This is a genomic window from Halobacillus naozhouensis (assembly GCF_029714185.1).
GTDB lineage: Bacteria > Bacillota > Bacilli > Bacillales > Halobacillaceae > Halobacillus_A > Halobacillus_A naozhouensis.
Map to the genome: position 1 here is coordinate 979442 of NZ_CP121671.1, position 24540 is coordinate 1003981.

The window sequence follows — 24540 nt, forward strand, 5'->3', positions numbered from 1 at the left end:
GATCTTTTGTAAAATGTAATAGTGTTTTATAAAATGGATTCTTTATATGAATGAATACTCACTCACAGAAGGGGATGAAAAATGTTCGGTATTTAAACGATTTATAAGTGAAGTTGGAATCGGAAAGGTTTATGTAAATTGAGGTGACAGGTTGAAATACAAGGTGAAAATGGAAATGGAGCGAAACAGTCAGTTTCAGGAGTACCTTCATCATAAGATTATGGAGTACAACGAGGATTTTTCTTTGCATCATAGTCTTACTAGACGCCGAAACTCAGCCCAGCCAATCAATATGATCGTAACAAATATAGACAACAAATGGGTAGGAGGAATGTCTGCGGAACTATATTCAAGCTGGCTTGAAATCATAGATTTGTGGTTTAGCAGGTCATTTCGAGGAATAGGTATTGGAACAGAGTTACTTCATAAGGCAGAGTCTATGGCTAGAAAAAGAGGAGCTGAATACTCTATGTTAACTACATTCGATTATCAAGCGAAATCTTTTTATGAAGCAAAGGGGTACAAAGTTGTTGGTGAATTAAAGGACCATCCCCCTGGGTTAAGTTTTTACACGTTGACTAAAAGTCTTTAAGAATGTATAAACACATCATAACTTTTATAAACGTTGGGAGACTGGATAATGGGGTATGTAGAAGATTTAAGACGAATTGTTGGACACCGGCCGCTCATTTTGGTGGGGGCTGTTGTGATGATTGAAAATCGTAATGGTGAAATTCTTCTTCAACAGAGGAAATTCCCTAAAGACGTTTGGGGACTTCCGGGAGGTCTAATGGAACTTGGAGAATCTACGGAGGAAGCAGCGAAAAGGGAAGTGTTTGAGGAAACTCAGCTTCAGGTTCATGACTTAGAGTTAATGGATGTATATTCGGGGGCAGATTTTTTCGTTGAGGCGCAAAATGGGGACGAGTACTTTACGGTAACTACGGCTTATGCAACTTCTTCCTATACAGGCTTCTTAAGGGCTGATCCTGAGGAATCCACACAGTGTTCTTTCGTTGACCCTAAGGTTCTGCCAGTAAATATGGTAGGAAGTCATCGACTAATGATTGAGGAATACGTAAAGAAAAAACATCAAATGAATTAATGATCCTGTGGACATGCGAATACCCCCAAGGACATCACCTTTGATGTATGAAAATTTCCAGCAACCGCCTCAGCAGTGGTTGGATAGGTTATGAGACAATGTACTTGTGAATAAGCCATACTCACAAGGTTGAGAACGGTTGTCTTACTTCAAAACCATTTCATCTAATTCGTGTTGGGAGACAGGGGAGTGAACAGATACCACAATCAGTATGAACCATTAAGCTAAATAAAAGGCTGTCGAGAATGTGTCTCGACAGCCTTTTATAATTTTAAGCCGCTTCTGCTTTTAAACCGGCGCAGCAATGTATGGCTTTCAACTCTCGTAATCCCCTCAAGTGCATAGAGCTCATTATTAATAAACGACTCCAATTCTTTAAAGTCTTTGACTAACACATGCATATGAAGGGTGCTGGGTCCGGTCATTTGATAACAACTGGCCACGTAAGGGTTATTTGCTAAATTCTCAGCCACTTCCACTAGTGAACGAGGCTCACAATCCACTTCGAAAAAGGCAGAAACTTTTTTCCCCACCTTTTCACTGTTCACAACCGCTGTAAACCTTTCAATCACCCCATGCTCAATCAGCTGATTTACTCTCGAACGGACGGCTACGCGTGAGAGCCCGAGAGTTTTTCCTATATCGGCATAAGACTGCCGGCCGTCTTCAATTAACAACTCAAGGATCCTTTTGTCTGTATCATCAATTTTCATCTTTAACTCATCTTCCATAAACATCCACCTAACATGAGTAATAAATCGTTTTGACTAGAATGATTGTATATTTTTCCATTATAACAACCTCGTGTAAAAATAGTAGCACGAAGCAAATTGCCTTTCAAATAATATTTGAAATATATGAAAAGAATAAAAAATCTGAATTTTTAACAAAAAGGGGTTTAAAATTTTCTGGTATTACCTTATAATCAATAACAATATCATACGATTGTTAATTATATTAAGTTATTTATTGACGATTGTAAACAGTAAGTGGGTGATTTATTTTGAAAGTAAAATAATTAAGTGATATTCCTTTCGAAGTAATATTATTAACAAAGGAGGGTGAAAATGGTTGGTTTAATAGTAAAACGCTTCTTACAGCTGTTACTTCTACTCTTTGGAATTTCTTTTCTCGTTTTCATGAGCATGCACATCGCACCTGGTGATCCAGCAACGGTCATTGGCGGCCCTACGGCAACAGAGTCTGATCTCGAGGCCATTCGAGAAGAATTAGGATTGAATCGACCGGTACTCGTCCAATATGTCGATTACATAAAAGGGGTCGTCCAAGGGGATCTTGGTTATTCATTCCAAAACAATCAATCTGTAGCAGAAGCGATCATGACACGGTTTCCACAAACGTTAAATTTGGCAGTGGCCAGTATGATTGTAGCTATATTAATCGGAGTGCCGGCAGGGATTATTTCAGCTATCAGACAGAATTCCTGGTTTGACTTTTCAAGTACTACCGTCGCCCTTGCAGGCATTTCCATCCCGAACTTCTGGTTAGGCGCTATGCTCATCCTGATCTTCTCTGTACAGCTGCAGTGGCTGCCAGTTGGAGGCTTAAGTGCACCTTTCTGGACGATTGAAGGCATCAAACAGCTTATCCTTCCTGCGATAACACTCGGAACAGCCTCAGCGGCTATGATTGCGAGAATGAGCCGGTCAGCCATGCTTGAAGTGATCCGTGCAGATTACATTCGAACAGCAAAAGCTAAAGGGGTAAAATCCTGGGGTGTGATCTGGGTGCATGCCTTGAGAAATGCCATGATTCCTGTAATCACAGTAATCGGGTTAAATTTTGGATTTCTACTTGGAGGGACGATCATAACGGAACAAGTATTCGCAATTAATGGAGTTGGCCGGTTAATGATCGATGCGATTGCCGCCCGTGATTTTCCAGTTGTTCAAGGGACTGTGTTATTAGTAGCTACATTATTCGTGGTCGTTAATCTGCTCGTAGATATTATTTACGCATTAATTGATCCTAGAATCAGCTACGATTAAATGAAAGGAGGGTGTGTAATGGCAAGTTCAGAATTAATTGGACGTAGCGGAGTAGAAACAGAGATTAAGAAACAAAAGAAAGAGCGAATGCTAGTCAAGACGATTAAACGAATGCTGAAAAATAAATTAGCTGTTTTTGGACTTATCATCATTGCTATTCAGGTAACTATGGCTATTTTCGCTCCTCTGTTCGCAGGATATGATCCAGTGGAACAAGATCTTCCGAATGCCCAGCTTGGCATCGGGACTGAAGGACATTGGCTCGGCACGGATAATTACGGCAGAGACGTGTGGTCACGGATCGTGTTCGGAGCACGTATTTCCCTTATTGTCGGTGTGACGTCGGTATCACTCGGTTTAATCGGAGGCGTTTTTCTAGGATTGCTTTCGGGCTATTTTAAGAAACTCGATGGACCGATTATGCGGGTTGTCGATTTATTGTTTGCTTTTCCTGGTATCCTGCTTGCCATGCTTATTATCGCCATGCTGGGTACCAGCTTAGTAAACGTTGTCATCGCTATTAGTATTTGGTCGATCCCAACCTGTGCCAGAATCGTTCGAGGTAGCGTGCTATCTGTAAAAAAACAAGAGTATATTCTGGCTATGAGATCACTTGGAGCCAGCAGTACAAGAATATTATTTAAGCACATTCTTCCTAACTGTATGGCACCGATTATTGTATTCGCTACGATGCGTATGGCAACAGCGATATTGTCCACGGCAGCTTTAAGTTTCTTAGGACTAGGAGCTCAGCCGCCTACTCCTGAATGGGGAGCTATGATCGCAACGGGGCAGGATTTTATGTTTACGTCCCCGCATTTAACAATTATCCCGGGAATAGCGATTATGCTGGTTGTATTTGCTTTTAATGTGGTAGGGGATGGGTTAAGAGATGCCCTTGACCCTAATATGGAGCTTGATACTTAAAATGGGAGGTTTTTAATATGAAAAAACAGTTTGTTCAATGGTTTGCCTGTATTTTATTAGCGATTGTTACTTTAGCAGGTTGTAGTAGTAATGCTTCAGAGAGTGGAAGTGACAGTGGTTCAGATGTAAGCCAGGAGCTTACCTATGCCACTACTTCAGATGTAGTAGGTCTGTCACCTATTGATACGAATGATTCGGTATCTTCAGCCGTCATTGAACAAGTGTATGAAACCTTATTTGTAAGAGACCCAAAAACCATGGAAATTAAGCCGCGTCTGGCAGAATCCTATGAAACCCCTGATGAAACGACATGGGTGATTAAATTAAAAGAAGGCATAACGTTTCATGATGGAACACCGTTTAACGCCGAGGCAGTAAAATACACATTTGATCAGTTTATGAGTGAAGAGAGAGCTGCACCAAGAGCTTCATTACTTGAGCCAGTTGAATCAGTCGAGGTTCAGGATGAATATACCGTTGTGATCAAGACAAAAGAACCTTATGGTCCATTACTAGCAGCCCTGTCCCATACGAATGCATCCATTGTAAGTCCGGAGGCTGATAAAAGTGGTGACTTGAATCAGCATCCAGTAGGTACCGGACCGTTCGTTTTTGAAGAGTGGGTACAAGGGAGCCATGTGACACTTTCTAAAAATGAAGAATATTGGCAAGGGGCTCCTCAGCTTGAGAAGGTTACGATGAAGGTAGTTCCTGAGTACTCTACAGCGGTTTCGATGCTACAGACAGGAGAAGTTCAATTCGTAGACGCGATCCCAACTGAACAACTTCCTCGGATCGAGTCACTAAAGAATGTAGAGGTCCAGAAGAGAGAAGGAACTCCAGTTTATTATTTAGGTTTTAATATGAACAAAGAACCTTTCAATAACATTAATTTCAGAAAAGCAGTTTCCCACGCGATCAATCGTGAGGCTTACGTGAAACAATTAAATGGGTTGGGAACAAAGAACGAAAGCATTATTGGTCCAAAAGTGTTTGGCTATGATGAAGGGGCTGCAGATGCCGGGTACAGTTATGACCCTGAAAAGGCTAAACAAATAATTGAAGAAAATGGATTTAAAGGCCAGCAAATTACACTGTTAGCTGCAAACCGTGAATCTTATATGAAGATGGCTGAAATCGTTCAGGCTCAGTTAACAGAAGTAGGATTGAATGTAGAGATTGAAACCATGGAATGGGGAACATTCCTTGAGACAACATCTGAAGGAAACTTCCAAATGACTTTCCTTGGATGGTCTAATAGCACAGCAGATGGAAGTGAGCTGCTGTATCCAAACTTGCATTCGGATAACATCGGTTCCTCTAACCGCATGGGCTATAACAACAGTGAGTTTGATAAACTTGTCGATCAGTCACGAGTAACAGTAGATCAGGAAGTAAGAAAGCAAAAGTTGATGGAGGCTAATTTAATTGCCATTAAGGATGCTGTCTGGATTCCTATGCATCATGGTGTTGTCACGGTAGCTTACGATAAATCCGTAAAAGGATTACAGATTGACCCAACAGGACAATGGTCCCTTTATAATGTCCACAGAGAGTAGAGGTGAGACAATGGAACAATTATTAGAAGTAAAAGATTTAGTTACCTCATTTCGAACAGCCGGGCAAAAGGTCCCTGCTGTTCGAGGGGTCTCTTTTTCAGTCGACCGAGGAGAGACGTTGTGCATTGTCGGGGAATCTGGCTGTGGAAAAAGTATTACCACCTTATCTGTTATGGGGCTGCTTCCTAACAATGGAGAGATCTCAGAAGGATCGGTTAAGTTTAATGGAGAAGAGTTAACTGTTAAAAAGAAAGATGAAATGAGAAGGTTGCGCGGTAATGAGATTTCTATGATCTTTCAGGAGCCTATGACAGCATTAAACCCTGTATTCACTGTAGGCTATCAGCTCATGGAACCCCTGAAAATACACACAAAGCTATCAAAGGCAGAGGTCAAACACAAGGCCATTGACTTATTAAATCAGGTCGGGATACCCAACCCTGAGAAAAAGTTAAAGCAATATCCTCACGAGCTTAGTGGCGGGATGAGACAGCGAGTCATGATCGCGATGGCCCTTGCTTGTAACCCTGCACTTTTGATTGCAGATGAACCTACGACCGCACTCGATGTAACGATTCAGGCACAAATTCTGGATTTAATTGATGACCTAAAAGAAGACCTGGGGATGGGGGTTGTTATGGTTACCCACGACATGGGTGTTGTGGCTGAAGTTGCTGATCACGTTATGGTGATGTACGCAGGAAATGTGGTGGAAACGGGAAGCGTGGAAGAAATTTTCGCAAATCCTAGTCATCCTTATACGAAAGGTTTGCTCGCGTCTGTTCCCAATGTTGACGATGCGAATCAATTATTAGAAGCGATTCCTGGTTCTTTACCCAATATCAATGAGGAGATTTCTGGATGCAGATTTCATCCCAGGTGTCCGTTCGCTTCAGATAAATGCAAGCAAGAAGATCCTCCTCATTTCACCTTGAACTCCAGTCATCAATCGAAATGCTGGTTACTAGAGGAGGTGACCGAACATGAGTCTCGAAACAAAGCCTTTTCTTGAAATGAATCAAGTTAAAAAATATTTTCCTATTAAAAGCAGCTTGCTTAAAAAAACGAAGGCAAACGTTCAAGCGGTTGAAAATGTATCCATCGACGTATTCGAAGGGGAGACTCTTGGGATCGTAGGAGAGTCTGGCTGTGGTAAGTCAACTTTGGGCCGAACCATTCTTGGACTTGAGGAACTAACCGGCGGATCAATCAAGTTTCGTGGCGAGGAAATTGGTGGTCTTTCGGAGAAGAAACTGAAGAAGTATAAAAAGGAAATGCAAATGATTTTCCAGGACCCGTATGCTTCCCTCAACCCCCGCCAGCGTATTGGAGATGCGCTAGAAGAAGCTTTTATTATTCATACGAATATGGAGAAGAAGGAGCGTGAACAGAGGGTTCGTGAGCTATTAGTTGAAGTGGGTCTTAAAGAAGACCATGGAGATCGTTACCCGCATGAGTTCAGTGGGGGCCAAAGACAGAGAATTGGCATTGCGCGAGCCATCTCCTTAAACCCTTCTTTAATTGTATGTGATGAAGCGGTATCTGCCCTTGACGTTTCTGTTCAAGCTCAAGTGATCCAACTGTTAAAAAAACTGCAAGACAGCCACCAACTGACCTATTTGTTCATTTCACATGACTTGGGCGTAGTCAGACATATGTGTGACCGCGTGCTTGTCATGTATTTAGGAGCTACCGCGGAGTTAGCACCTGCAGGTGAACTGTATGCCAATCCACTTCATCCCTATACGAAAGCTCTTCTTTCGGCAATTCCAAGACCGGTACCTGGCAAGAAAAAAGATAGGGTTCGTTTAGAAGGGGATCTTCCTAACCCTGCTAATTACCCGACGGGCTGTCCTTTTCATACTCGCTGTCCATTAGCCCATGACCGCTGTCGCGAGGAAAGGCCGGATTGGAGAGAGATTGAATCGGATCACTTTGTCGCCTGCCATGAAGTGTAAGGGCGCAGCAGTATAGACTAAAAAATACAGAACATGATAGTTACGATATGAATAGAAAGAGGCGAGAGAATGGATCAAATGGATTATCTTTATCAACCATATACAGCAAATCGAGTAGCGACTGTCGCAAGCAAGGGGATGGTTGCTACATCCCAGCCCTTAGCATCCCAAGCTGGATTGGATATGTTAAAACAAGGAGGGAACGCCATTGATGCGGCAATTGCTACGGCAGCTACGCTAACGGTCGTCGAGCCTACATCGAATGGAATCGGCGGAGATGCCTTTGCTCTCGTCTGGACAAAGAATAAACTGTACGGGTTAAATGGGAGCGGGCATGCTCCGGCCGCATTATCTATAGAAGAACTTAAGAAACGCGGCTATAATGAAATCCCTAAATTTGGATTTGTACCTGTAACCGTACCAGGAGTGCCGGGAGCGTGGGCAGAGCTATCGAAGCAATTTGGTAAGCTGCCTTTTAAAGATGTGTTAGCGCCCGCCATTCGATATGCGGAAGAAGGATTTCCAATATCCCCGGTGTTAGGTAGGTTTTGGAGATCAGCAGCCGAGAAGTTTAAGGAAACCCTTAAAGGAGAAGAATTTCAACATTGGTTCGATACGTTTGCTCCTAAAGGACGGGCACCCCAAATCGGTGAACAGTGGATTTCCCAAGGGCATGCCAATACTCTGAGAAAAATTGCTGATACAAATGCGGAGGATTTTTACCACGGAGAGCTGGCGGATAAAATTGATGAGTTTTCCCAAAAGCATGATGGGTTCCTGCGGAAAGAAGACTTGCAAAACTATCAGCCGGAGTGGGTGGACCCGATTTCTGTGAATTACCGTGGATATGACGTTTGGGAGATCCCTCCTAATGGTCAGGGGATCGTAGCTTTGTCTGCGCTTAATCTTCTAAAGGGTTTTCAAATGGAAGATAAAGAGACAGTTGATACGTATCATAAGCAGATTGAAGCGATGAAATTGGCTTTTGCTGACGGCCAAAAGTTTGTAGCTGATCCGCGTCATATGAATTTGGATTATACTGATCTGCTTGATGAAGAGTATGCTAGTGAACGTAGAAAGCTCATTAGCGAGCAGGCTCTTACTCCTGAACCCGGGCATCCTCCGAAGGGCGGAACGGTTTATTTAGCAACTGCGGATGATGAAGGAAACATGGTGTCCTTTATTCAAAGCAATTATATGGGCTTTGGTTCAGGTTTAGTCGTGCCGGGTACTGGCATAGCCCTGCAAAATCGTGGTCATAATTTTTCATTAGATGAAAACCATGCGAATGCACTAGCTGGAAACAAACGATCCTATCACACTATCATTCCTGGCTTTCTTACGAAGGAAAACAATCCTGTAGGGCCTTTCGGTGTTATGGGAGGGTTTATGCAGCCGCAAGGTCATGTCCAAGTGGTAATGAATACTATTGACTTTCACTTAAACCCGCAAGCTGCCTTAGATGCCCCTCGCTGGCAATGGATGAAAGATAAGACCATATGGGTGGAGCCGAATTTCCCTAGTCATATAGCTGAATCCTTAGCGAGAAAAGGGCATCATATTGAAGTGCAGCTTGAAAAAGGGGCTTTCGGGCGCGGTCAGATTATTTGGCGTGACCAGCAAACCGGTACATTATTTGGCGGTACGGAATCACGGACAGATGGGACCATATCTGCTTACTAAAGCCATAAAAGATCGAGAGGAGATGAGAGTATGATACAGCATTGGAATCTCTTCCTTGCTTTTTTTCGAGTAGGTATGCTCGGATATGGTGGTGGACCGTCCTCAATACCGCTTGTGCATAAAGAGGTCGTTGAAAAGTACAAATGGCTGTCCGATGATGATTTTGCTGACATTCTAGCATTGGGAAACTCGCTTCCAGGTCCAATTGCGACAAAAATGGCAGGATATATTGGGTTTCGTGTGTGTGGGATCTTAGGTATGTTAAATGCTGTTCTGGCTACGATTATTCCGACCATCACCATCATGATTGTACTGATTACTTCATTAAATAGTTTTAGGGATCAATCCTGGGTTAGCGGAATGACCCAAGCTGTCGTTCCCGTGGTCGGGGTCATGCTCGCCACACTCACCTATGATTTCTTTAAAAAGGCAAAAGGCAACCTGGGGTGGCTCTATACGATTCTATTAGCACTGGGTTCCCTCCTATTAATTGAATGGGTGGGGGTTCACCCTGGGATTCTCATTTTTACGCTTCTTCTATCAGCATTGGTGCGGCCAATGGGTAAGAAGGGTGAAGAATCGAAAGCTGCTGTACGTAAGGAGCAATCCTCATGATTTATTGGAAGATATTCATAGCGTTTTTTATTCCAGGAGTTGTAGGGTATGGGGGCGGTCCTGCTTCGATTCCTTTAGTAGAGAACGAAGTCGTAGAACGTTTTAATTGGATGACAGTCAACGATTTTAGCGAAATGCTGGCGATGGCGAACGCTTTGCCTGGCCCAATTGCAACGAAAATGGCAGGATTTATCGGATATCAGCAAGCTGGAATCCTCGGTTCGTTTGTAGGGGTGTTTGCAACGGTGGCCCCCTCATTAATCTTAATGATCGGGCTGCTCAGTCTATTGTATAAATTTAAAGACTCTCCCCGGGTTAAAACGATGACCGCCCTGATTCGGCCGACCATTGCCATTCTGCTTGGCGTGATGGCTTTTCAATTCTTCCGTAATTCCTATTTTTCAGCGGGAGCGATGCAAACCGTTATCCTGATTGTCGTTAGCTTCTTTTTATTGGAAAAAATAAAAGTCCATCCTGCTTTTGTTATTTTAGGGTCGTTAGTTTATGGAGCAATTTTTCTAGGGTGATGAATCCAGGCCATTTTTTAATGGTGTTGTTTTAATATCAGCAATAGCTTCTGCCTGCGAGAGTTGAAACTTTTCCGCTCTTGATTCGTATCTAATAGAAGTACGAAAGAGGAGGATCATGCATATGAGCAATTATTCACTTGATCAATTCGTTCAGCAAACGAAGCAGGATGAGGCAGAGAATGATTATTTTGAGTTAGAAACACAACGGATTCTGGAAGTAAATTTAACGGATGAAGTATGGGCGAAGTCTGGTTCCATGATTTCCTATAATGGCTCTATAAAGTTTGAACGAGAAGGAATTCTTGAGCATGGAGTTGGCAAGATGTTTAAGAAGGCTTTTTCTGGTGAAGGAAGTTCACTTATGAAGGCACAGGGGAGGGGGCGTCTATACTTAGCTGATCAGGGGAAAAAGATTACGATTTTTGACCTTGATCATGAGTCTATTACTGTGAATGGGAATGACCTCCTTGCTTTTGAACCAAACCTCGAGTGGGATGTTAAGTTGATGAAGAAAGTAGCAGGAATGATGTCAGGTGGTTTGTTTAATATTACAATGGAGGGGAGCGGGAGAGTGGCGATCACCTCACACTATGAGCCGCTGACGTTACTGGTCCGTCCTGGAGAATCTGTCATCACTGATCCCAATGCTACGGTAGCCTGGTCAGGACACCTGCAACCAGAGTTCCGCACAGACATCAGTTTTAAGACATTTCTTGGACGGGGGAGCGGCGAGTCCATTCAAATGGAATTTAAAGGGGAAGGGTTTGTGATCGTCCAGCCTTTTGAAGAAGTCTATACAACTGGAAGCAGCTCTTAACTGAAACGGTATTTTTATAAAATTAAACCTGTTAGTCATTTTTCATTGGGCTGCAGCATATTTTAAAAAACATGAAAAAAGTTAAGTCTTCACTCTTTACTTCATTGGAAAATCATTGTATTATGAAAGATATCAAAAAATAATAACGGAAACTTCTTATCCAGAGAGGCGGAGGGACTGGCCCTTTGATGCCCGGCAACCATCGAATCAATCCAAATAGGATTGACGAGAACGGTGCCAATTCCTGTAGGATGGTAACATTCTAAGAGATGAGAGGATCGTACGGAATATTACGACCCCTTTTCTTATACTGGATAAGAAAAGGGGTTTTTTGGTTTATAAACCGTCATACTCTCTTTATAAAGAAGTTCCGAATTAACAGAAAGGGAAGATGAGTTATGGCTACAGCTATTTTTGGTGCAGGATGCTTCTGGGGAGTAGAACCCTTCTTTGAACGATTTGATGGAGTGATCGCAACACGAGTGGGATACACGGGAGGAAATGCCGAGCATCCAACTTATGAACAAGTAAAAACGGGCACGACTGGTCATGCAGAAGCTGTGAAAATAGAGTATGATGCAAGCGTGCTGACGTATGAAGAGCTGGTCAATATCTTCTTCGAAGCACATGACCCAACGACGATTAATCAACAGGGGATTGACGTTGGTCATCAGTATCGCTCAGCTATTTTTTACAGCAGCGACCATGAAAAAACAATTGCCAATGAGAAAATTCAGCAATGGAATGAAAAAGGGATTTTCAAACGGCCGATTGTAACAGAAGTAACCAAAGCGACCGTATTCTATGAGGCAGAAGAACATCATCAAAAATATTCACAAAAAAATGGATCAGCTGCTTGCAGCATTGGTTAATAATAGTGCAAGAGGAAAGAGCCTTTCTTTTATAAGGAAGGTTCTTTTTTTGTAGCCTTAGAACATACTTCCAGTGATCTGCAAAATATGAAAGAATAGAGTGGGAATAGAAGGAAGTCTTTTTAATTCTTCGTTCATTGTTTTGCCAGGAAAGGAGGATGGGCATTCGTGTGGTTTAATGATGGGCTGCTCCTGATCATGACCATTTTTATGGTAATTGGAGCAGTAGATTACTATATTTTACATAACCGATGGGGTCTCGGACAAAGGTTCTATGATGCCTTTATGATGATGGGACCGCTGGCACTTGCGATGGTGGGTATCATTTCTTTATCGCCTGTTCTTTCGGCATGGCTGGCTCCTATCATTACACCAGTCTATCAATGGTTAGGGGTCGATCCTTCGATGTTTGCGTCAACGATTTTGGCAATTGATATGGGGGCCTACCAGCTTGCTGAATCTCTTGCGGAAAGTGATGATGCCGCGGTCTTTTCCTGGGCTTTTCTTGGAACCATGATGGGTCCTACGCTGGTTTTTACGATTCCAATTGCTTTAACGATGATCAGTAAACAGGATTATCCTTATTTTGCAAAAGGGATATTAATTGGCTTGATTACGATTCCTATCGGCTGTCTCGCTGGAGGGGCGGTGGCAGGCTATGAACTGTGGTGGATGATTCGGAATCTGATTCCTACAGTCATCCTGGCAGTCTGCATTGGATTTGGTCTGTGGAAGTTTACACATGTAACGATTAAGTTGTTTGCTCAATTTGGTAAAGCCGTTGAACTGCTGATTATAAGTGGACTAGTTCTGATCATTACAGAGACATTAACAGGCATTTCTATTGTGTCAGGTATGGCACCGATAAAGGAAGGAATAGGCATTGTAGGACGGATCACAATCATGCTGGCAGGTGCTTATCCGATGGTAACTTTTATTAATCAGCGCGGCCAGCGTTTATGGGAAAAGTGGAGCCGGAAACTTGGTGTAAACTCACTTGCTATGACTGGTTTTATTGCGTCTCTCGCTCATCATATTCCCATGCTTGCAACAATGAAGGAGATGGACACTAGGGGAAAAGTAATGAACGCAGCGTTTGCCGTCAGCGGGGCGTTTGTGCTTGGGGGCCATTTAGGATTCGTCGCCAGTGTCAATAAAGAGATGATTTTCTCTGTCGTCATTGGGAAGTTAGTGGCTGGTGTCCTGGCGGGCTGGATTGCTTTGCTGACAACCAGCCCTGCCGAAGAGACGAATGAGACCTTTTTAGAAAATGAAAATGGCTGTAAGAATGATTGCTATCAAAAAGGTGACCCCATAAATGATTGCTAAAAGGCGAAAGCTCGTTTTCTTTCCATGGTCCTGGAGACTTGCTGCTTCTTCAGCTGAAGAATACCCTTCTGACTCGTACTTGGCAATCGTCTGGTTGACGTTTCTCCCAACGTAAAGCGTCCCTACAAGTGCTATAATACTAACTAAAATGATGACAGCCATTAAAATCGGAAACATGATGACCACCACTCCTTTATTATTATATTATACATATATTGTACCTTATTATCGGTCATTGTGAGCCAATCATATATATAGGTTTGGTGAACTTTTACTGAGCAATTTAGTTCCAAGCGTGACGGAGCAGAGGTATAATTTAGTAGCTTGCCATTTTGAACGATAAAGCACCCTTTTTATAATAGATAACGGTGTGATTTTTTCTGCTGAGAAGGGCGGGGATAACGTGAGGTTATATAGTGCTTTAATTGGTCTAAGTTTAATTTGGGGAATGTCCTTTGTTTTTATAAAATGGCTGCTTGAACCTGCAGGTCCATGGGGAACAGTGTTTCTGAGGTGTTTTGCAGCTGTGGTCATTTTGCTTCCTTTTCTATGGATGAAAAGGGATAAAATAACTAAACCAATCCCCTGGAAGCCGATGCTCATTGTCGGTGTCTTTAATGCAGGTCTCCCATGGGGACTGATTGCTTTAAGTGAAACACAGATTAATAGCAGTACAGCCGCTGTCCTAAATGCTTTAACGCCGATTTGCACCGGACTTGTTGGGTTTCTTTTTTTCTCGATTCTGTTAAAAAAACGACAATGGCTTGGAATTGGATTAGGATTTGCAGGTATCCTCGTATTAATGGAGTTTAATGTCGGGCAGTTGTTTCATGAGAGCTTCGTGGGGATAGGAACCATGGTATTAACCACGATTTCTTACGGGTTCGCCACACAATATACAAAAAAACATTTGCAATCAACTAGTGTTTTGTTGCTAACCACATGCTCACTAGCTGCAGGAGCTCTGGTAGGCTTCGTCGGTACGATATTTACAGGCACAACAGCAGGATTAAAACCAGCCTTATTAACGGACCCTCTTATCTTGTTCGCGATAGTTGGTCTCGGGTGTTTCGGATCCGGAATTGCCCACTTGATCTTTTACTACATTATTAAAAACAGCAGTGCAGAATTTGCAACCTCTGTCACATATCTTGTTCCGATTACTGCCATGATCTGGGGGTATGTGCTGCTCGATGAACCTATTACGAAAAATTTAGCAATCGGTCTGCTGATTATTTTCGCCGGTGTTTATTTGGCTACAAGAAAGCCGAAAAAGGAACGCGAGATGAGTGAACAGCGGATGACCGAGGAAGCATGAGTCACACCTATCCTCAAATAAATTATAGGTACCTGCTTGTCTATAGTGATTTCGCAGTAATCATAAGTCTCGCAGGCAGATCATTCTAACGGTAGATGTTGTACTGTGTTAACCGGAATTCTAATGGTCACTTCGTAAACTTGTTTGCATAGCTGCTAGCTACCATGGAGTCTGGTTTTATTTTCGGTTCGATTCCTAGAGATTGGATCCGTGCCATCATCTCATTGACATATACACGGGTCTTATTTCGCTCCCCGGCCCCGATGTCAATATGGCCCTCTACCATAAAACTGGCTCCTTTATAAATGTAGGGGAGTACGATCTGGATAAGGGCATCAATGTACTCTTTGGTAAAAAGGGAGGCAACTTCTTCAGTTAAAGTCGTTTCATAGGAAATTCGTTCATGTAGTACAGTCATACACCTGGGAACGGTTACTTTGCGAAAGCATGCCCATGCCCCTTTGCCAATTCGCTGAACAACTATTCCTGTAATAAATAAAGTATGGCTCTCATGAATTTGAGAATCTGTTCCGAGCATAAGTTTATAATTACCTCTCGGGTCGTGCTTCATAAAAGAATAAATATGGGAGAACACTTCACTGTACGTCATCTGATTTTCTACGGAATTCTGAAACAGTATAGTCTTCAACCTCACCAGCTCTTTCTATGTGGATTATGAATCATTGGCGTAGAATGCCCATTTCTTATAGTCTATTCATTTCCTTTTTCTACATGTAAAAAAAGACAAACTCCGCAAGTAGGGAGTTTGTCTTTGCCCCACACGACGTGGGAAGCCTGATGTTGGCACAGGCCCTGCACGACGTAGGGTCTTTCGGCGTTGAAACAGGACGTTTCGGTTTTAGCCGAGCTTCCTCAGTAGAGTCCACCGGGACTTACGCCTTTGTTCTTAGAAGATAAAAATCCAGATCAATACGATTGCAATTATAAATGTAATGGTATAGATCGTAGTCAGCGTTGTAATGCTGGAGCTTTTTCCTTCTTTTTTTAAACTAGCCAATTCCTCTTCTGAAGAAGAATCTTCTTTTTCCTTTTTGATCATATCCCTTGCTACATACAAAGTACCCACTAAGGCGATTAAACTAACAACGATCGCAATGAAATAATAGATGGGATACATAGAAGTCATTCGCTCCTTTTTCACCGCTATGTTCCATTTATTTTATCATGTATCAGCTGAACCAGTCATTTGTCTGCACTACGTTATCATTAAGCTTGCTGTTGTGACACATCATCTGGTTTTGCCCTTTTGACAAACAGGGTAAGGATAAATCCAGCTAAAGCCAGTGTAAACGCTATCGTGTACACAAGCTCAACCCCGGCTACCATCGATTGGGACTGCGCCGCTGGTGAAGCAGGGTCTGCAGCATTTGCTAAAAAGTTCTCTCGTCTTGCCGTCATGATGCTGATGAAGACAGAAACACCAATCGCTCCGGAAACGGGCTGCAGTGTATTCATAATGGCTGTGCCGTGCGGGTAAAGCTGTTTCGGCAGCTGATTTAACCCATTCGTCTGCGCTGGCATCATCATCGCTGAAACTGACAGCATTAATAACATATAGCTAATAATGATCACGTAAAGCGGTGTGCTGGATCCAACTTGGCTGAGCGAGAACATGGTGGCGGTCAAGACCGCAGCTGCCGGGATCATTAACTTTCTAGGTCCGTATTTATCAAAAAGTTTCCCCATCACTGGCGACATCAAACCGTTTAGCAAGCTGCCCGGCAAGAGTACGAGCCCGGCTGCAGCTGCTGTTAACGCAAGCGGACCTTGCATAAACATCGGCAGGATAATTTCTGAAGAGAACATCGCCATAATGATAATAATAAATAAGAGCACCGCCTGCGTGAACATCGGATATTTAAAGACTCGAACATCGAGCAGCGGTTCCTCTATTTTTAATTGCCTTATTGTGAACAGGGCTAAAGCTATTACTGCAACAATAATCAGGGTTAGCACAAGAGGGTCTAAGAATCCTGCCTCATCTTCCCCGGCCAAACTAAAACCGAGGACCACTCCGCCAAACCCGACAGTTGAAAGCAGGATGGAAAGGATATCAACTTTAGGTTTAGTCACGTCACCGACATTTTTTAAGAATTTATAGGCGAAAGCCATGGAGAAAAGTGCAAACGGGATAACTGTAATAAAGAGAAATCTCCAGCCCAAATGTTCCACAATAATTCCTGATAGGGTTGGGCCGATCGCAGGCGCAAACATAATGACCAGGCCGACCATTCCCATGACGCCTCCACGGCGTTCCGGCGGGAAGATCAGTAAGAACGTGTTAAAAATAATCGGTATTAATAATCCTGTACCAACGGCCTGAATGAGGCGGCCTGCTAGTAGTACAGGGAAATTTGGTGCTAAGGCACAAATCACAGTTCCGATTGTAAACACAGTCATAGTTCCCATAAACATTTGTCTCGTTGTGAATGATTGAAGCATCAATGCAGAAATGGGGATCAGAATTCCCATTACAAGCATGAATCCTGTAACCATCCATTGGACAGTTGTTGCAGAAAGGCCGAATTCAGCCATTAGAGTCGTTAAAGCAATATTAAGCAGTGTCTCATTTAAGATGGCAAAAAATGCACCAATAATAAGTGAGATCATGACAGGTTTTACGCTGAAATTTGGATCATCAGCGAGAAATTCATAGTTTTTTTTGTTCGTTCCTTCCATAGATATGCTCCTTTACTTAGCTTCCTAACAATCTACTATTATACGGAAAGTTACGAACGAAAGATATCATTTTGTTTTAATTTTTTCCGTTCCGTCGATTATCCAATCAACTTTACTCCTAGGTTGCTGATTATCCTGATAACGATCCTCTTGCTTCATCCAATCAAGCCAAAAGGATAAGGCATCTTCACCGTCACGTTTAAGCCCACGCTGGAGACGGAGGCCCCGTGGGCAATCCACCCAGACGGTATAATCATAATAAGGACGCAGCTCATTACGGGCAGCGTAGCATCCTTCGATGACAACTACTCCAGATGGAGAAACGTCATGCCATTCAGCTAGCTCATCGTTATCCCAATCATAGCATTGATAACAGGCAGCTCGGTTTTGAGACAAGGGTTCAAGGACCTGTTCAAGCATCCGTTTCCAATCAAAGTGCCCGCCAATGTCTGGAGGGTAGACTCTTTGCCTGGAAGGGAAGTAGAAGTCGTCCATATGAACAACGGCTCCTTTCTGGGTAATGGAAAGCATATACTCAGCCCAGGTGCTTTTTCCGGCGCCACCACAGCCATCAACCCCAATTAGTAAAAGCTCCTTATCGTTGTTATGCAACCAGTCCATTACTTATCCTCCTTCTACATTTTTTCCGGTGTGTGAATGCCCAGAAGACGTAATCCTTCCTTTAAGACGACCGAAAAGCCGTAAACTAAAGTCAGTCGGGCGTGCAACTGTTCTTCCTGCAAAATTTTTGTGCCTGCATAATACTTATTGAACGCTTTAGCTAAATCAAGTAAATAGCGCGCAATTTTGGAAGGGTCGTAGTCTGTGTAGGCTCTCATAACCATCTCAGGGAAAAGACGTAATTGCTTCACAACCGTCCATGCATTTGGGTCATGAAGAGAAACTTCTGCATCCTCCTGCACATACTTAGCTTTTTCAAGCAGCGACTGGGCGCGCGCATTAGCATATTGCAAATAGGGAGCCGTATCGCCTTCAAACGTCAACATATCTTTAAGCGAAAACTCAACATCATTACGACGGTCATGCTTCAAATCATGAAAAATTACTGCACCAACACCGACCTGTTTCGCAACCTCCTCTTTATTAATCAAGGCAGGATTTTTATCCTCAATGTTAGTCTTCGCCTGATCAATAGCCTCTGCTAAAACCTCTTTTAATAAAATCGTTTTGCCTTTCCTCGTAGACATTTTAGAGCCATTCTGAAGCATCATCCCAAATGAAATATGTTTAACATCCTGGGCCCAGGGCAAGTTTAATTTCGCTAGCACATGTTTAATCTGTTGAAAGTGCAGCGTCTGCTCATGCCCAACTACATAAAGGGCCTCGTTGAACTGATAGCTGTTGTAACGGTCAATAGCTGCTGTTAAGTCACGTGTCGCATAAATTGTGGTGCCATTGCTTTTCTTAATTAAGCAGGGAGGAAGGCCTTCATCATCCAAGCGCACGACTTTCGCACCTTCTGAATCGGTTAGCAAGCCATTTTCTTTCAGCTGATACACCGTGCCATCCATTTTGTCATTGTAATAGGCCTCGCCGCGTGTAAGGTCAAAGGTTACGCCAAGCAAGTCATAGATTTTATTAAATTCTTCCAGGGAGGCATCTTTAAACCATTTCCAGTGCTTTACGGCTTCCGCATCGTTTCCCTCAAGTTTCTTAAACCAATGACGTCCTTCTTCAATTAGGGAAGGGTCCTGTTCCGCCTCTTCATGAAATCGCACATAAATCTTCGTCAACTCAGGGATTGGATTGGATCTGATTTGCTCATCATCTCCCCATTTCTGGTATGCAGCAAGCAGTTTGCCAAACTGTGTGCCATAGTCGCCAATATAATTGATCTTCATCGTTTCATACCCGCACTTTTCTGCCAGGTTCGCTAATGCATTACCGATCACGGTCGAACGAAGGTGTCCCATTGAAAATGGTTTGGCGATATTCGGGGCAGACATATCCAGTACAACATTTTGGTCTGCTCCAAACTGATGAGAGCCATAGTTAGTGCCTTCGGTGAGAATTTGCTTTAGTGTCTGTTCGGTTAGGACGGGCTGATTTAAAAAGATGTTAATATAACCACCGGCTGGTTGAGCGCTCGCAAACAGGTCATGCTCCAATCGAGGTGCAAGTTGGGCAGCTATTTTTGCTGGCGATTGTCGAAATGATTTGGCGAGTTGAAAACATGGGAACGCTAAATCACCGAATTTTTCCTGCTTAGGAATTTCAATAAGTGAGTAAACCCATTCGCGGCTAAATTCTTCCCCGAGCAGGTGGGATAATTGTAAGGCAAGGACGTGCTTTTCCATTATGAATTCCTCCTTTTAATATAAAAAACCTCGTCTCCCTAAAGAGACGAGGTTTAAGCTCGCGGTGCCACTCTCATAGCTGTAAACAGCCACTTGAAGTTGATAACGGGGGTCAACCCCGGCAGCTCCTACTAGCGTTCAGAGCAGCTTCTTAAAAGTCCGGTTCGCTCGTTGGCAGTCCATCAGGCTCACACCATCCCTGACTCGCTGAATGACACCTAAGAGTTACTCTCTTTATCTTAGAATTTTAGATATTGAGAAGATTATAACGGACTCCTAATCGGATTGCAATGTCATTTTTAAGAATAGTTGATGTCGCTTTAGGAATAATAAAAGGACGAGGAGGATGAATATGGATTGGATATGGAAAGCAGTTCTTATCATAATCGTAGGAACGTTAATTCTAAGAATAGCCGGAAGAAAGTCGATTTCACAAATGACACTGGCCCAGACAGTGATTATGATTGGGATCGGCTCCTTATTAATTCAACCTGTCGCCGGTAAAAATGTATGGGTAACATTTGGCGTTGGAGCGGTGCTCGTATTGACGCTTGTCGTGATCGAATACAGTCAAATGAAGATGAATTGGTTTGAAAAGTTTATTACCGGGCAATCTATAACGATTATTAGTAACGGCCAGCTTCATGAGAAAAATTTAAAGAAGCTTCGATTTACGGTGGATCAGCTTGAAATGAAGCTTCGACAGCAGAATGTGTCATCGATAAATGACTTGAAAACGGCAACGCTTGAACCGAACGGCCAAGTCGGCTATGAACTGAAGGATGATAAAAAGCCTGCCACGAAGCAGGATATTGATGATTTAAAAAACGAGATCATTAGTCTTAAAGGAGCATTAGGATCAAATGCTGGATTGCAGAGTGCACCTTCTACGAGTGGGAACGACATTTTTAAAGAGGTTGAAGATAAAGGGCGGAATCAGAATCCACCACAACAGCTTCAATGACCACTTAGCGGATTTACTACCTATATAAATGTACCTACATTGCAACCTGTGAGGATAGTGGTGATTGTTTTATGATAACCGTATAACTATCCTTCTTTCACTGCATACCCCATGCTTTAAATAATGGGGTATTTTTTCTCGCCAAGACAATTGTTAGAATATTATGCTATTTCCCCGTCATTGCGGGGATTTCCGTTTTTTGTAAAAAAATGAATCTCCATATAATCGCTTGTAACTCTATTAATAGCGATGAGAAAGGATGAATCGCAAATATCTCTCCATGAAACCGCTTACGCTCACTAATTGGAGTTTATAGGCATGACTTGTTTTATAACCCTTGATATACATTTGCCAAGTGTTATGATGAAACACGTCATATTAAGAGCGAACAAAAAATGCGAACGGGAGAGATTAACTCATATGATCAAACAAAAGATTGCTTTTCTAGGTGCAGGGTCAATGGCAGAAGCTATGATTTCTGGAATGGTTGAATCCGGGAATATTCCTGCCGAACAAATTATTGTTACGAATAGAAGTAATCGAGATCGTCTAAATGAGATTGAAAATAAATACGGGGTACGGACAGTTTTAAAAGATGAATTAAATTTTTCAGAAGTAGATCAATTTATTTTAGCTATGAAACCAAAAGATATTGATGCTGTTCTTGAAGATTTAAGACATAAAATCACACCAAATCAAGTGCTGGTATCTGTACTTGCAGGTATTTCCACCTCTTATATGGAAGAGCGCCTGAATGAAGAACAGCAAGTGATTCGTGTGATGCCGAACACATCAAGCATGCTTAGAGAGTCAGCAACTGCTGTGTGTCCGGGGAAATTTGCTGGGATGGATAATGTGTTAGTAGCAAAAGAATTACTGCAGTCCATTGGAGAAGTGTTTGTGATTGAAGAAGATAAGATGGATGTATTTACAGGCATTGCAGGGAGCGGACCGGCTTACTTCTATTATTTAATGGAACACATTGAAGAAACAGGAAGTGCAGAAGGCATGGATCGCGAAACGTTGAGAGAGATCGGGGCTCAGACTTTACTTGGAGCAGCGAAAATGATGCTTGAGCAGGACATTACACCGTCTGAACTAAGAGAAAATGTTACGTCTCCAAACGGAACGACTGCAGCAGGGCTTGACGCACTAAACCGCGCAGGTGGAGGAAACGCAATTTCTGAAGCGATAAAAGGTGCGGCAAGCCGTTCAAAGGAAATGAGTAAAGAATTAGAAGGAATGCTTGTCGGTCAAAAATAAATGAATTTGGACGTTTTCGAATAGATGAACCACAACGAAGAATTAGGAGTGATAAGTTGGTTAACGAAAAAAATAAGAAACGCGTAGTTATTAAAATTGGCAGCAGTTCATTAACAAGTCTTCACGGTGAAATCAGCCGCCGCAAACTTGAAAAACTTGTCGATGAGGTTGTCCAGCTTAAAGACGATGGTCATGAAGTACTTCTCGTATCGTCAGGGGCAGTGGCAGCAGGATACCGTAAGCTTGGCTGCTTATCACGTCCTAGTTCATTACCTGAAAAACAGGCTGCCGCCTCAATTGGTCAGGGGCTGCTGATGGAATCCTACTCTGACCTGTTTTTATCTCACGGATACATGGGTTCTCAAATTTTAATTACCCGCAGCGACTTCTCAGACGAAAATCGTTATAATAACGCGCGTAATACGATTAATGTTCTGTTGGAACGTGGCATTATTCCGATTGTAAACGAAAATGATACCATTACGATCGACCGATTGAAATTCGGTGACAACGATACACTTTCTGCTAAAGTAGCAGGTCTTGTGGATGCAGATGATCTAATCATCTTATCTGATATTGACGGTCTCTATGATGCAGACCCCAGAGAAGATGCTAATGCCCAGCTGCTCGATCGCGTGTACGAAATTACACCTGAAATCGAAGAAGCAGCCGGAGACCCTGGCAGCGACGTGGGTACAGGTGGCATGAAATCTAAAATTGACGCCTTTAAAATTACTATGGCTTCAGGCATCTCCTCGTTTTTAGGAAAAGCCAGCACGAATAATATCGTATACGATGCTGTTTATCGAAATGCTGTCGGGACTTATTTCGAACCAACACCAGAGCAAGTAAACTTAAATCAGAAAAAACAATGGATTGCGTTCAACTCCGGTCCTGAAGGGGAAGTTACGATCGATCACCGTGCGAGAGAAACGATTGTAGATATGAAGAATAGCTTGCTGCCAATGAATGTTCATCATGTAAACGGCCGCTTCAAGAAAGGATCCGTTGTGCGCATTCATGATTTAGAAGGAGAAGAAATTGGCCTTGGAGTCGTTAATTATTCTTCAGAACAACTTGAAGAAATGATCGGATTAACAGAACCGGAGCTTGAGTCTTATGAGTTAGCAGCCATTGAAAGTAAAGATTTAGTTTGTCACTTAGAAGTTTCGTTACCAGTAGGTGTGTAAGAAAGACTTATCATGCTCGATGAATGTTCACCAGCATCATTTCCCTGCTTCGACCGGGGATTAAAAAATCAAGGAGGTCTTGGATGACACTAACAAAAAGTAATGTGAACGTTGAGGAACAAGCGATAGAAGCCAAAAAAGCTTCGAAAAAGCTAATGGTACTTTCCACGGAAGAAAAGAACGCAGCACTCATCCACCTGGCAGATGTGTTAGAAAAAGAATACGAAACAATCCTGACAGCCAATGAAAAGGATCTTGCCAACGGTCGTGAGAAAGGATTTTCAGACGCATTTATGGATCGTCTGTCTCTATCAAAAGAACGCGTCGAAGATTTTGCTAAAGGGTTGCGTGAAGTAGCTGAACTTGATGATCCAACGGGTAACATTCTTTCTGATTGGAAATTAGAAAATGGTCTCCAAGTTGAAAAAGTGACGGTACCCCTTGGTGTCATCGGCATGATCTACGAAGCTCGCCCGAATGTAACAGTTGATGCAACTGGTCTTGCACTTAAGTCCGGCAATGCTATTATCCTAAAAGGCGGTTCTTCAGCCATCAATTCTAACCAGGCTATTGTAGAAGTTATGCACAAAGGACTCGCTGAAACGAAGATTCCGAAAGAGGCAGTACAATTTATCGCCAGTACAGACCGTGCTGCAACTAACCAACTTTTCACGATGAAAGAGCATGTTGATGTACTAATCCCACGTGGCGGCGGTAAACTGATTCAAGCAGTTGTGGAGAATGCCACTGTGCCAGTACTAGAAACCGGAGTCGGAAACTGCCACGTTTATATCGATAAAGAAGCTGACGTTAATAAAGCGATCAACATTTTGGTCAATGCTAAGACTGATCGTCCTGCAGTTTGTAATGCAGCTGAAACCCTTATCGTTCATAAAGACTGGCTTGAGAAAAACAGCGAAGCCCTAGTAAGTGCTCTACAACAGAACGACATTTCCGTTCATGGGGATGAGCACGTGATGAGTATTATCCCAGGATCCGTTCTTGCAGGCGAAGAAGACTGGGCTAACGAATACCTGAGCACAGACATTGCGGTGAAATCAGTCAACGATCTTACTGAGGCAATTGCTCACATCGAAACGTACGGTACGAAGCATTCAGAAGCAATTGTAACTGAAGATAATAAAGCTGCTCAAACTTTCCTGAACCTTGTTGATGCCGCAGCACTCTATCACAATGCATCAACTCGTTTCACGGATGGAGGAGCACTAGGGTTTGGCGCAGAAATCGGTATTTCCACACAAAAACTGCACGCCCGCGGTCCAATGGGATTACCAGCGCTAACGACGATCAAATTCCTTATGAAGGGCGACGGCCAGATTCGATAGAGCTTTTGTTCAATGGAGGGGAAACGGATGTTTCCCT

Annotated in this window: 25 protein-coding genes, 1 riboswitch and 1 other annotated feature; of the genes, 18 read left to right on the plus strand and 7 right to left on the minus strand. The window is 42.8% G+C overall.

Features of this window, described 5'->3' with window-relative positions; translation table 11 throughout:
* Positions 1-175: 175 nt before the first annotated feature.
* On the plus strand, positions 176-592 hold the full coding sequence (locus tag P9989_RS05050) for a GNAT family N-acetyltransferase (RefSeq protein ID WP_283077718.1): 417 nt from the start codon (positions 176-178) through the stop codon (positions 590-592).
* 48 nt (positions 593-640) lie between these two features.
* Positions 641-1105: an NUDIX hydrolase gene (locus P9989_RS05055; RefSeq protein ID WP_283077719.1), complete on the plus strand. Its 465-nt coding sequence runs from the start codon at positions 641-643 to the stop codon at positions 1103-1105.
* Positions 1106-1368: 263 nt separating this feature from the next.
* Here P9989_RS05055 and P9989_RS05060 read toward each other — a convergent pair whose 3' ends face one another.
* Positions 1369-1818 (minus strand): Lrp/AsnC family transcriptional regulator, encoded by a 450-nt coding sequence (locus tag P9989_RS05060; protein WP_079526793.1) that lies wholly within the window; start codon positions 1816-1818, stop codon positions 1369-1371.
* Between the two features lie 354 nt (positions 1819-2172).
* On the opposite strand from P9989_RS05060, the gene nikB reads away from it, so the two are divergent.
* From nikB to eutH, 11 genes are all read left to right on the plus strand, one after another.
* The gene (nikB, locus tag P9989_RS05065; protein ID WP_283077720.1) at positions 2173-3114 is read left to right on the plus strand and encodes a nickel ABC transporter permease; all 942 of its coding nucleotides are present in this window, start codon (positions 2173-2175) and stop codon (positions 3112-3114) included.
* Positions 3115-3132: 18 nt separating this feature from the next.
* The gene (locus tag P9989_RS05070) at positions 3133-4041 is read left to right on the plus strand and encodes an ABC transporter permease (RefSeq protein WP_283077721.1); all 909 of its coding nucleotides are present in this window, start codon (positions 3133-3135) and stop codon (positions 4039-4041) included.
* A 17-nt stretch (positions 4042-4058) separates the two neighbouring features.
* The gene (locus P9989_RS05075) at positions 4059-5600 is read left to right on the plus strand and encodes a glutathione ABC transporter substrate-binding protein (protein ID WP_283077722.1); all 1542 of its coding nucleotides are present in this window, start codon (positions 4059-4061) and stop codon (positions 5598-5600) included.
* Between the two features lie 10 nt (positions 5601-5610).
* On the plus strand, positions 5611-6612 hold the full coding sequence (locus P9989_RS05080; protein ID WP_283077723.1) for an ABC transporter ATP-binding protein: 1002 nt from the start codon (positions 5611-5613) through the stop codon (positions 6610-6612).
* The gene (locus P9989_RS05085) at positions 6584-7558 is read left to right on the plus strand and encodes an ABC transporter ATP-binding protein (protein ID WP_283077724.1); all 975 of its coding nucleotides are present in this window, start codon (positions 6584-6586) and stop codon (positions 7556-7558) included. Before P9989_RS05080 ends, P9989_RS05085 begins: the two co-directional genes overlap by 29 nt.
* A gap of 78 nt (positions 7559-7636) precedes the next feature.
* Positions 7637-9241, plus strand: a complete 1605-nt coding sequence (gene ggt / locus P9989_RS05090) for a gamma-glutamyltransferase (RefSeq protein ID WP_283078842.1) — start codon at positions 7637-7639, stop codon at positions 9239-9241.
* Between the two features lie 30 nt (positions 9242-9271).
* Positions 9272-9856, plus strand: a complete 585-nt coding sequence (locus P9989_RS05095; RefSeq protein WP_283077725.1) for a chromate transporter — start codon at positions 9272-9274, stop codon at positions 9854-9856.
* Positions 9853-10383 carry a chromate transporter gene (locus P9989_RS05100; protein ID WP_283077726.1) on the plus strand — a complete coding sequence of 177 codons (531 nt, stop codon included), beginning with the start codon at positions 9853-9855 and terminating at the stop codon, positions 10381-10383. The genes P9989_RS05095 and P9989_RS05100 overlap by 4 nt, the downstream gene beginning before the upstream one ends.
* Before the next feature lie 124 nt (positions 10384-10507).
* The gene (locus P9989_RS05105) at positions 10508-11203 is read left to right on the plus strand and encodes an AIM24 family protein (RefSeq protein ID WP_283077727.1); all 696 of its coding nucleotides are present in this window, start codon (positions 10508-10510) and stop codon (positions 11201-11203) included.
* 153 nt (positions 11204-11356) lie between these two features.
* Positions 11357-11479: riboswitch (SAM riboswitch) on the plus strand.
* Between the two features lie 122 nt (positions 11480-11601).
* On the plus strand, positions 11602-12075 hold the full coding sequence (msrA, locus tag P9989_RS05110; RefSeq protein WP_283077728.1) for a peptide-methionine (S)-S-oxide reductase MsrA: 474 nt from the start codon (positions 11602-11604) through the stop codon (positions 12073-12075).
* Between the two features lie 168 nt (positions 12076-12243).
* A complete protein-coding gene (gene eutH, locus P9989_RS05115) occupies positions 12244-13404 on the plus strand; it encodes an ethanolamine utilization protein EutH (RefSeq protein WP_283077729.1) in 1161 nt (386 codons plus the stop codon).
* Here the strand turns inward: eutH and P9989_RS05120 are convergent.
* Positions 13339-13581 carry a hypothetical protein gene (locus tag P9989_RS05120; protein ID WP_283077730.1) on the minus strand — a complete coding sequence of 81 codons (243 nt, stop codon included), beginning with the start codon at positions 13579-13581 and terminating at the stop codon, positions 13339-13341. The two genes, eutH and P9989_RS05120, sit on opposite strands and share 66 nt — an antisense overlap.
* Positions 13582-13807: 226 nt before the next feature.
* On the opposite strand from P9989_RS05120, the gene P9989_RS05125 reads away from it, so the two are divergent.
* Entirely contained in the window at positions 13808-14722 is a 915-nt protein-coding gene (locus tag P9989_RS05125) for a DMT family transporter (protein ID WP_283077731.1), read from the plus strand.
* 127 nt (positions 14723-14849) lie between these two features.
* Here the strand turns inward: P9989_RS05125 and P9989_RS05130 are convergent, their stop codons facing one another.
* The 5 genes from P9989_RS05130 to argS form a co-directional block, all read right to left on the minus strand.
* The gene (locus P9989_RS05130) at positions 14850-15332 is read right to left on the minus strand and encodes a ribonuclease H-like YkuK family protein (protein ID WP_283078843.1); all 483 of its coding nucleotides are present in this window, start codon (positions 15330-15332) and stop codon (positions 14850-14852) included.
* Between the two features lie 297 nt (positions 15333-15629).
* Complete coding sequence (locus P9989_RS05135; protein WP_283077732.1) at positions 15630-15884, minus strand: hypothetical protein; 255 nt, start codon at positions 15882-15884, stop codon at positions 15630-15632.
* Positions 15885-15949: 65 nt separating this feature from the next.
* Positions 15950-17422, minus strand: coding sequence for a DHA2 family efflux MFS transporter permease subunit (locus P9989_RS05140; RefSeq protein ID WP_283077733.1), 1473 nt, complete (start codon positions 17420-17422; stop codon positions 15950-15952).
* A gap of 66 nt (positions 17423-17488) precedes the next feature.
* Entirely contained in the window at positions 17489-18043 is a 555-nt protein-coding gene (locus tag P9989_RS05145; RefSeq protein WP_283077734.1) for a uridine kinase family protein, read from the minus strand.
* 14 nt (positions 18044-18057) lie between these two features.
* The gene (argS, locus tag P9989_RS05150) at positions 18058-19740 is read right to left on the minus strand and encodes an arginine--tRNA ligase (RefSeq protein WP_283077735.1); all 1683 of its coding nucleotides are present in this window, start codon (positions 19738-19740) and stop codon (positions 18058-18060) included.
* Positions 19741-19779: 39 nt separating this feature from the next.
* Positions 19780-19990: a binding site (T-box leader), on the minus strand.
* 96 nt (positions 19991-20086) lie between these two features.
* On the opposite strand from argS, the gene P9989_RS05155 reads away from it, so the two are divergent.
* The 4 genes from P9989_RS05155 to P9989_RS05170 all read left to right on the plus strand — a co-directional run bounded on the left by P9989_RS05155 (position 20087) and on the right by P9989_RS05170 (position 24503).
* Positions 20087-20704 (plus strand): DUF421 domain-containing protein, encoded by a 618-nt coding sequence (locus P9989_RS05155; protein ID WP_283077736.1) that lies wholly within the window; start codon positions 20087-20089, stop codon positions 20702-20704.
* Between the two features lie 420 nt (positions 20705-21124).
* Positions 21125-21967 (plus strand): pyrroline-5-carboxylate reductase, encoded by an 843-nt coding sequence (proC, locus tag P9989_RS05160; RefSeq protein ID WP_283077737.1) that lies wholly within the window; start codon positions 21125-21127, stop codon positions 21965-21967.
* 56 nt (positions 21968-22023) lie between these two features.
* A complete protein-coding gene (gene proB, locus P9989_RS05165; protein ID WP_283077738.1) occupies positions 22024-23157 on the plus strand; it encodes a glutamate 5-kinase in 1134 nt (377 codons plus the stop codon).
* An 83-nt stretch (positions 23158-23240) separates the two neighbouring features.
* A complete protein-coding gene (locus P9989_RS05170) occupies positions 23241-24503 on the plus strand; it encodes a glutamate-5-semialdehyde dehydrogenase (protein ID WP_283077739.1) in 1263 nt (420 codons plus the stop codon).
* Positions 24504-24540 lie beyond the last annotated feature (37 nt).

Excerpts from the sequence above, each read along its gene's own strand:
- P9989_RS05050 (WP_283077718.1), top strand. The coding sequence starts at position 176 with ATGGAGCGAAACAGTCAGTTTCAGGAGTACCTTCATCATAAGATTATG.
- P9989_RS05055 (WP_283077719.1), top strand. The coding sequence starts at position 641 with ATGGGGTATGTAGAAGATTTAAGACGAATTGTTGGACACCGGCCGCTC.
- P9989_RS05060 (WP_079526793.1), bottom strand. The coding sequence starts at position 1,818 with ATGAAAATTGATGATACAGACAAAAGGATCCTTGAGTTGTTAATTGAA.
- nikB (WP_283077720.1), top strand. The coding sequence starts at position 2,173 with ATGGTTGGTTTAATAGTAAAACGCTTCTTACAGCTGTTACTTCTACTC.
- P9989_RS05070 (WP_283077721.1), top strand. The coding sequence starts at position 3,133 with ATGGCAAGTTCAGAATTAATTGGACGTAGCGGAGTAGAAACAGAGATT.
- P9989_RS05075 (WP_283077722.1), top strand. The coding sequence starts at position 4,059 with ATGAAAAAACAGTTTGTTCAATGGTTTGCCTGTATTTTATTAGCGATT.
- P9989_RS05080 (WP_283077723.1), top strand. The coding sequence starts at position 5,611 with ATGGAACAATTATTAGAAGTAAAAGATTTAGTTACCTCATTTCGAACA.
- P9989_RS05085 (WP_283077724.1), top strand. The coding sequence starts at position 6,584 with ATGAGTCTCGAAACAAAGCCTTTTCTTGAAATGAATCAAGTTAAAAAA.
- ggt (WP_283078842.1), top strand. The coding sequence starts at position 7,637 with ATGGATTATCTTTATCAACCATATACAGCAAATCGAGTAGCGACTGTC.
- P9989_RS05095 (WP_283077725.1), top strand. The coding sequence starts at position 9,272 with ATGATACAGCATTGGAATCTCTTCCTTGCTTTTTTTCGAGTAGGTATG.
- P9989_RS05100 (WP_283077726.1), top strand. The coding sequence starts at position 9,853 with ATGATTTATTGGAAGATATTCATAGCGTTTTTTATTCCAGGAGTTGTA.
- P9989_RS05105 (WP_283077727.1), top strand. The coding sequence starts at position 10,508 with ATGAGCAATTATTCACTTGATCAATTCGTTCAGCAAACGAAGCAGGAT.
- msrA (WP_283077728.1), top strand. The coding sequence starts at position 11,602 with ATGGCTACAGCTATTTTTGGTGCAGGATGCTTCTGGGGAGTAGAACCC.
- P9989_RS05120 (WP_283077730.1), bottom strand. The coding sequence starts at position 13,581 with ATGTTTCCGATTTTAATGGCTGTCATCATTTTAGTTAGTATTATAGCA.
- P9989_RS05130 (WP_283078843.1), bottom strand. The coding sequence starts at position 15,332 with ATGACGTACAGTGAAGTGTTCTCCCATATTTATTCTTTTATGAAGCAC.
- P9989_RS05140 (WP_283077733.1), bottom strand. The coding sequence starts at position 17,422 with ATGGAAGGAACGAACAAAAAAAACTATGAATTTCTCGCTGATGATCCA.
- P9989_RS05145 (WP_283077734.1), bottom strand. The coding sequence starts at position 18,043 with ATGGACTGGTTGCATAACAACGATAAGGAGCTTTTACTAATTGGGGTT.
- argS (WP_283077735.1), bottom strand. The coding sequence starts at position 19,740 with ATGGAAAAGCACGTCCTTGCCTTACAATTATCCCACCTGCTCGGGGAA.
- P9989_RS05155 (WP_283077736.1), top strand. The coding sequence starts at position 20,087 with ATGAATATGGATTGGATATGGAAAGCAGTTCTTATCATAATCGTAGGA.
- proC (WP_283077737.1), top strand. The coding sequence starts at position 21,125 with ATGATCAAACAAAAGATTGCTTTTCTAGGTGCAGGGTCAATGGCAGAA.
- P9989_RS05170 (WP_283077739.1), top strand. The coding sequence starts at position 23,241 with ATGACACTAACAAAAAGTAATGTGAACGTTGAGGAACAAGCGATAGAA.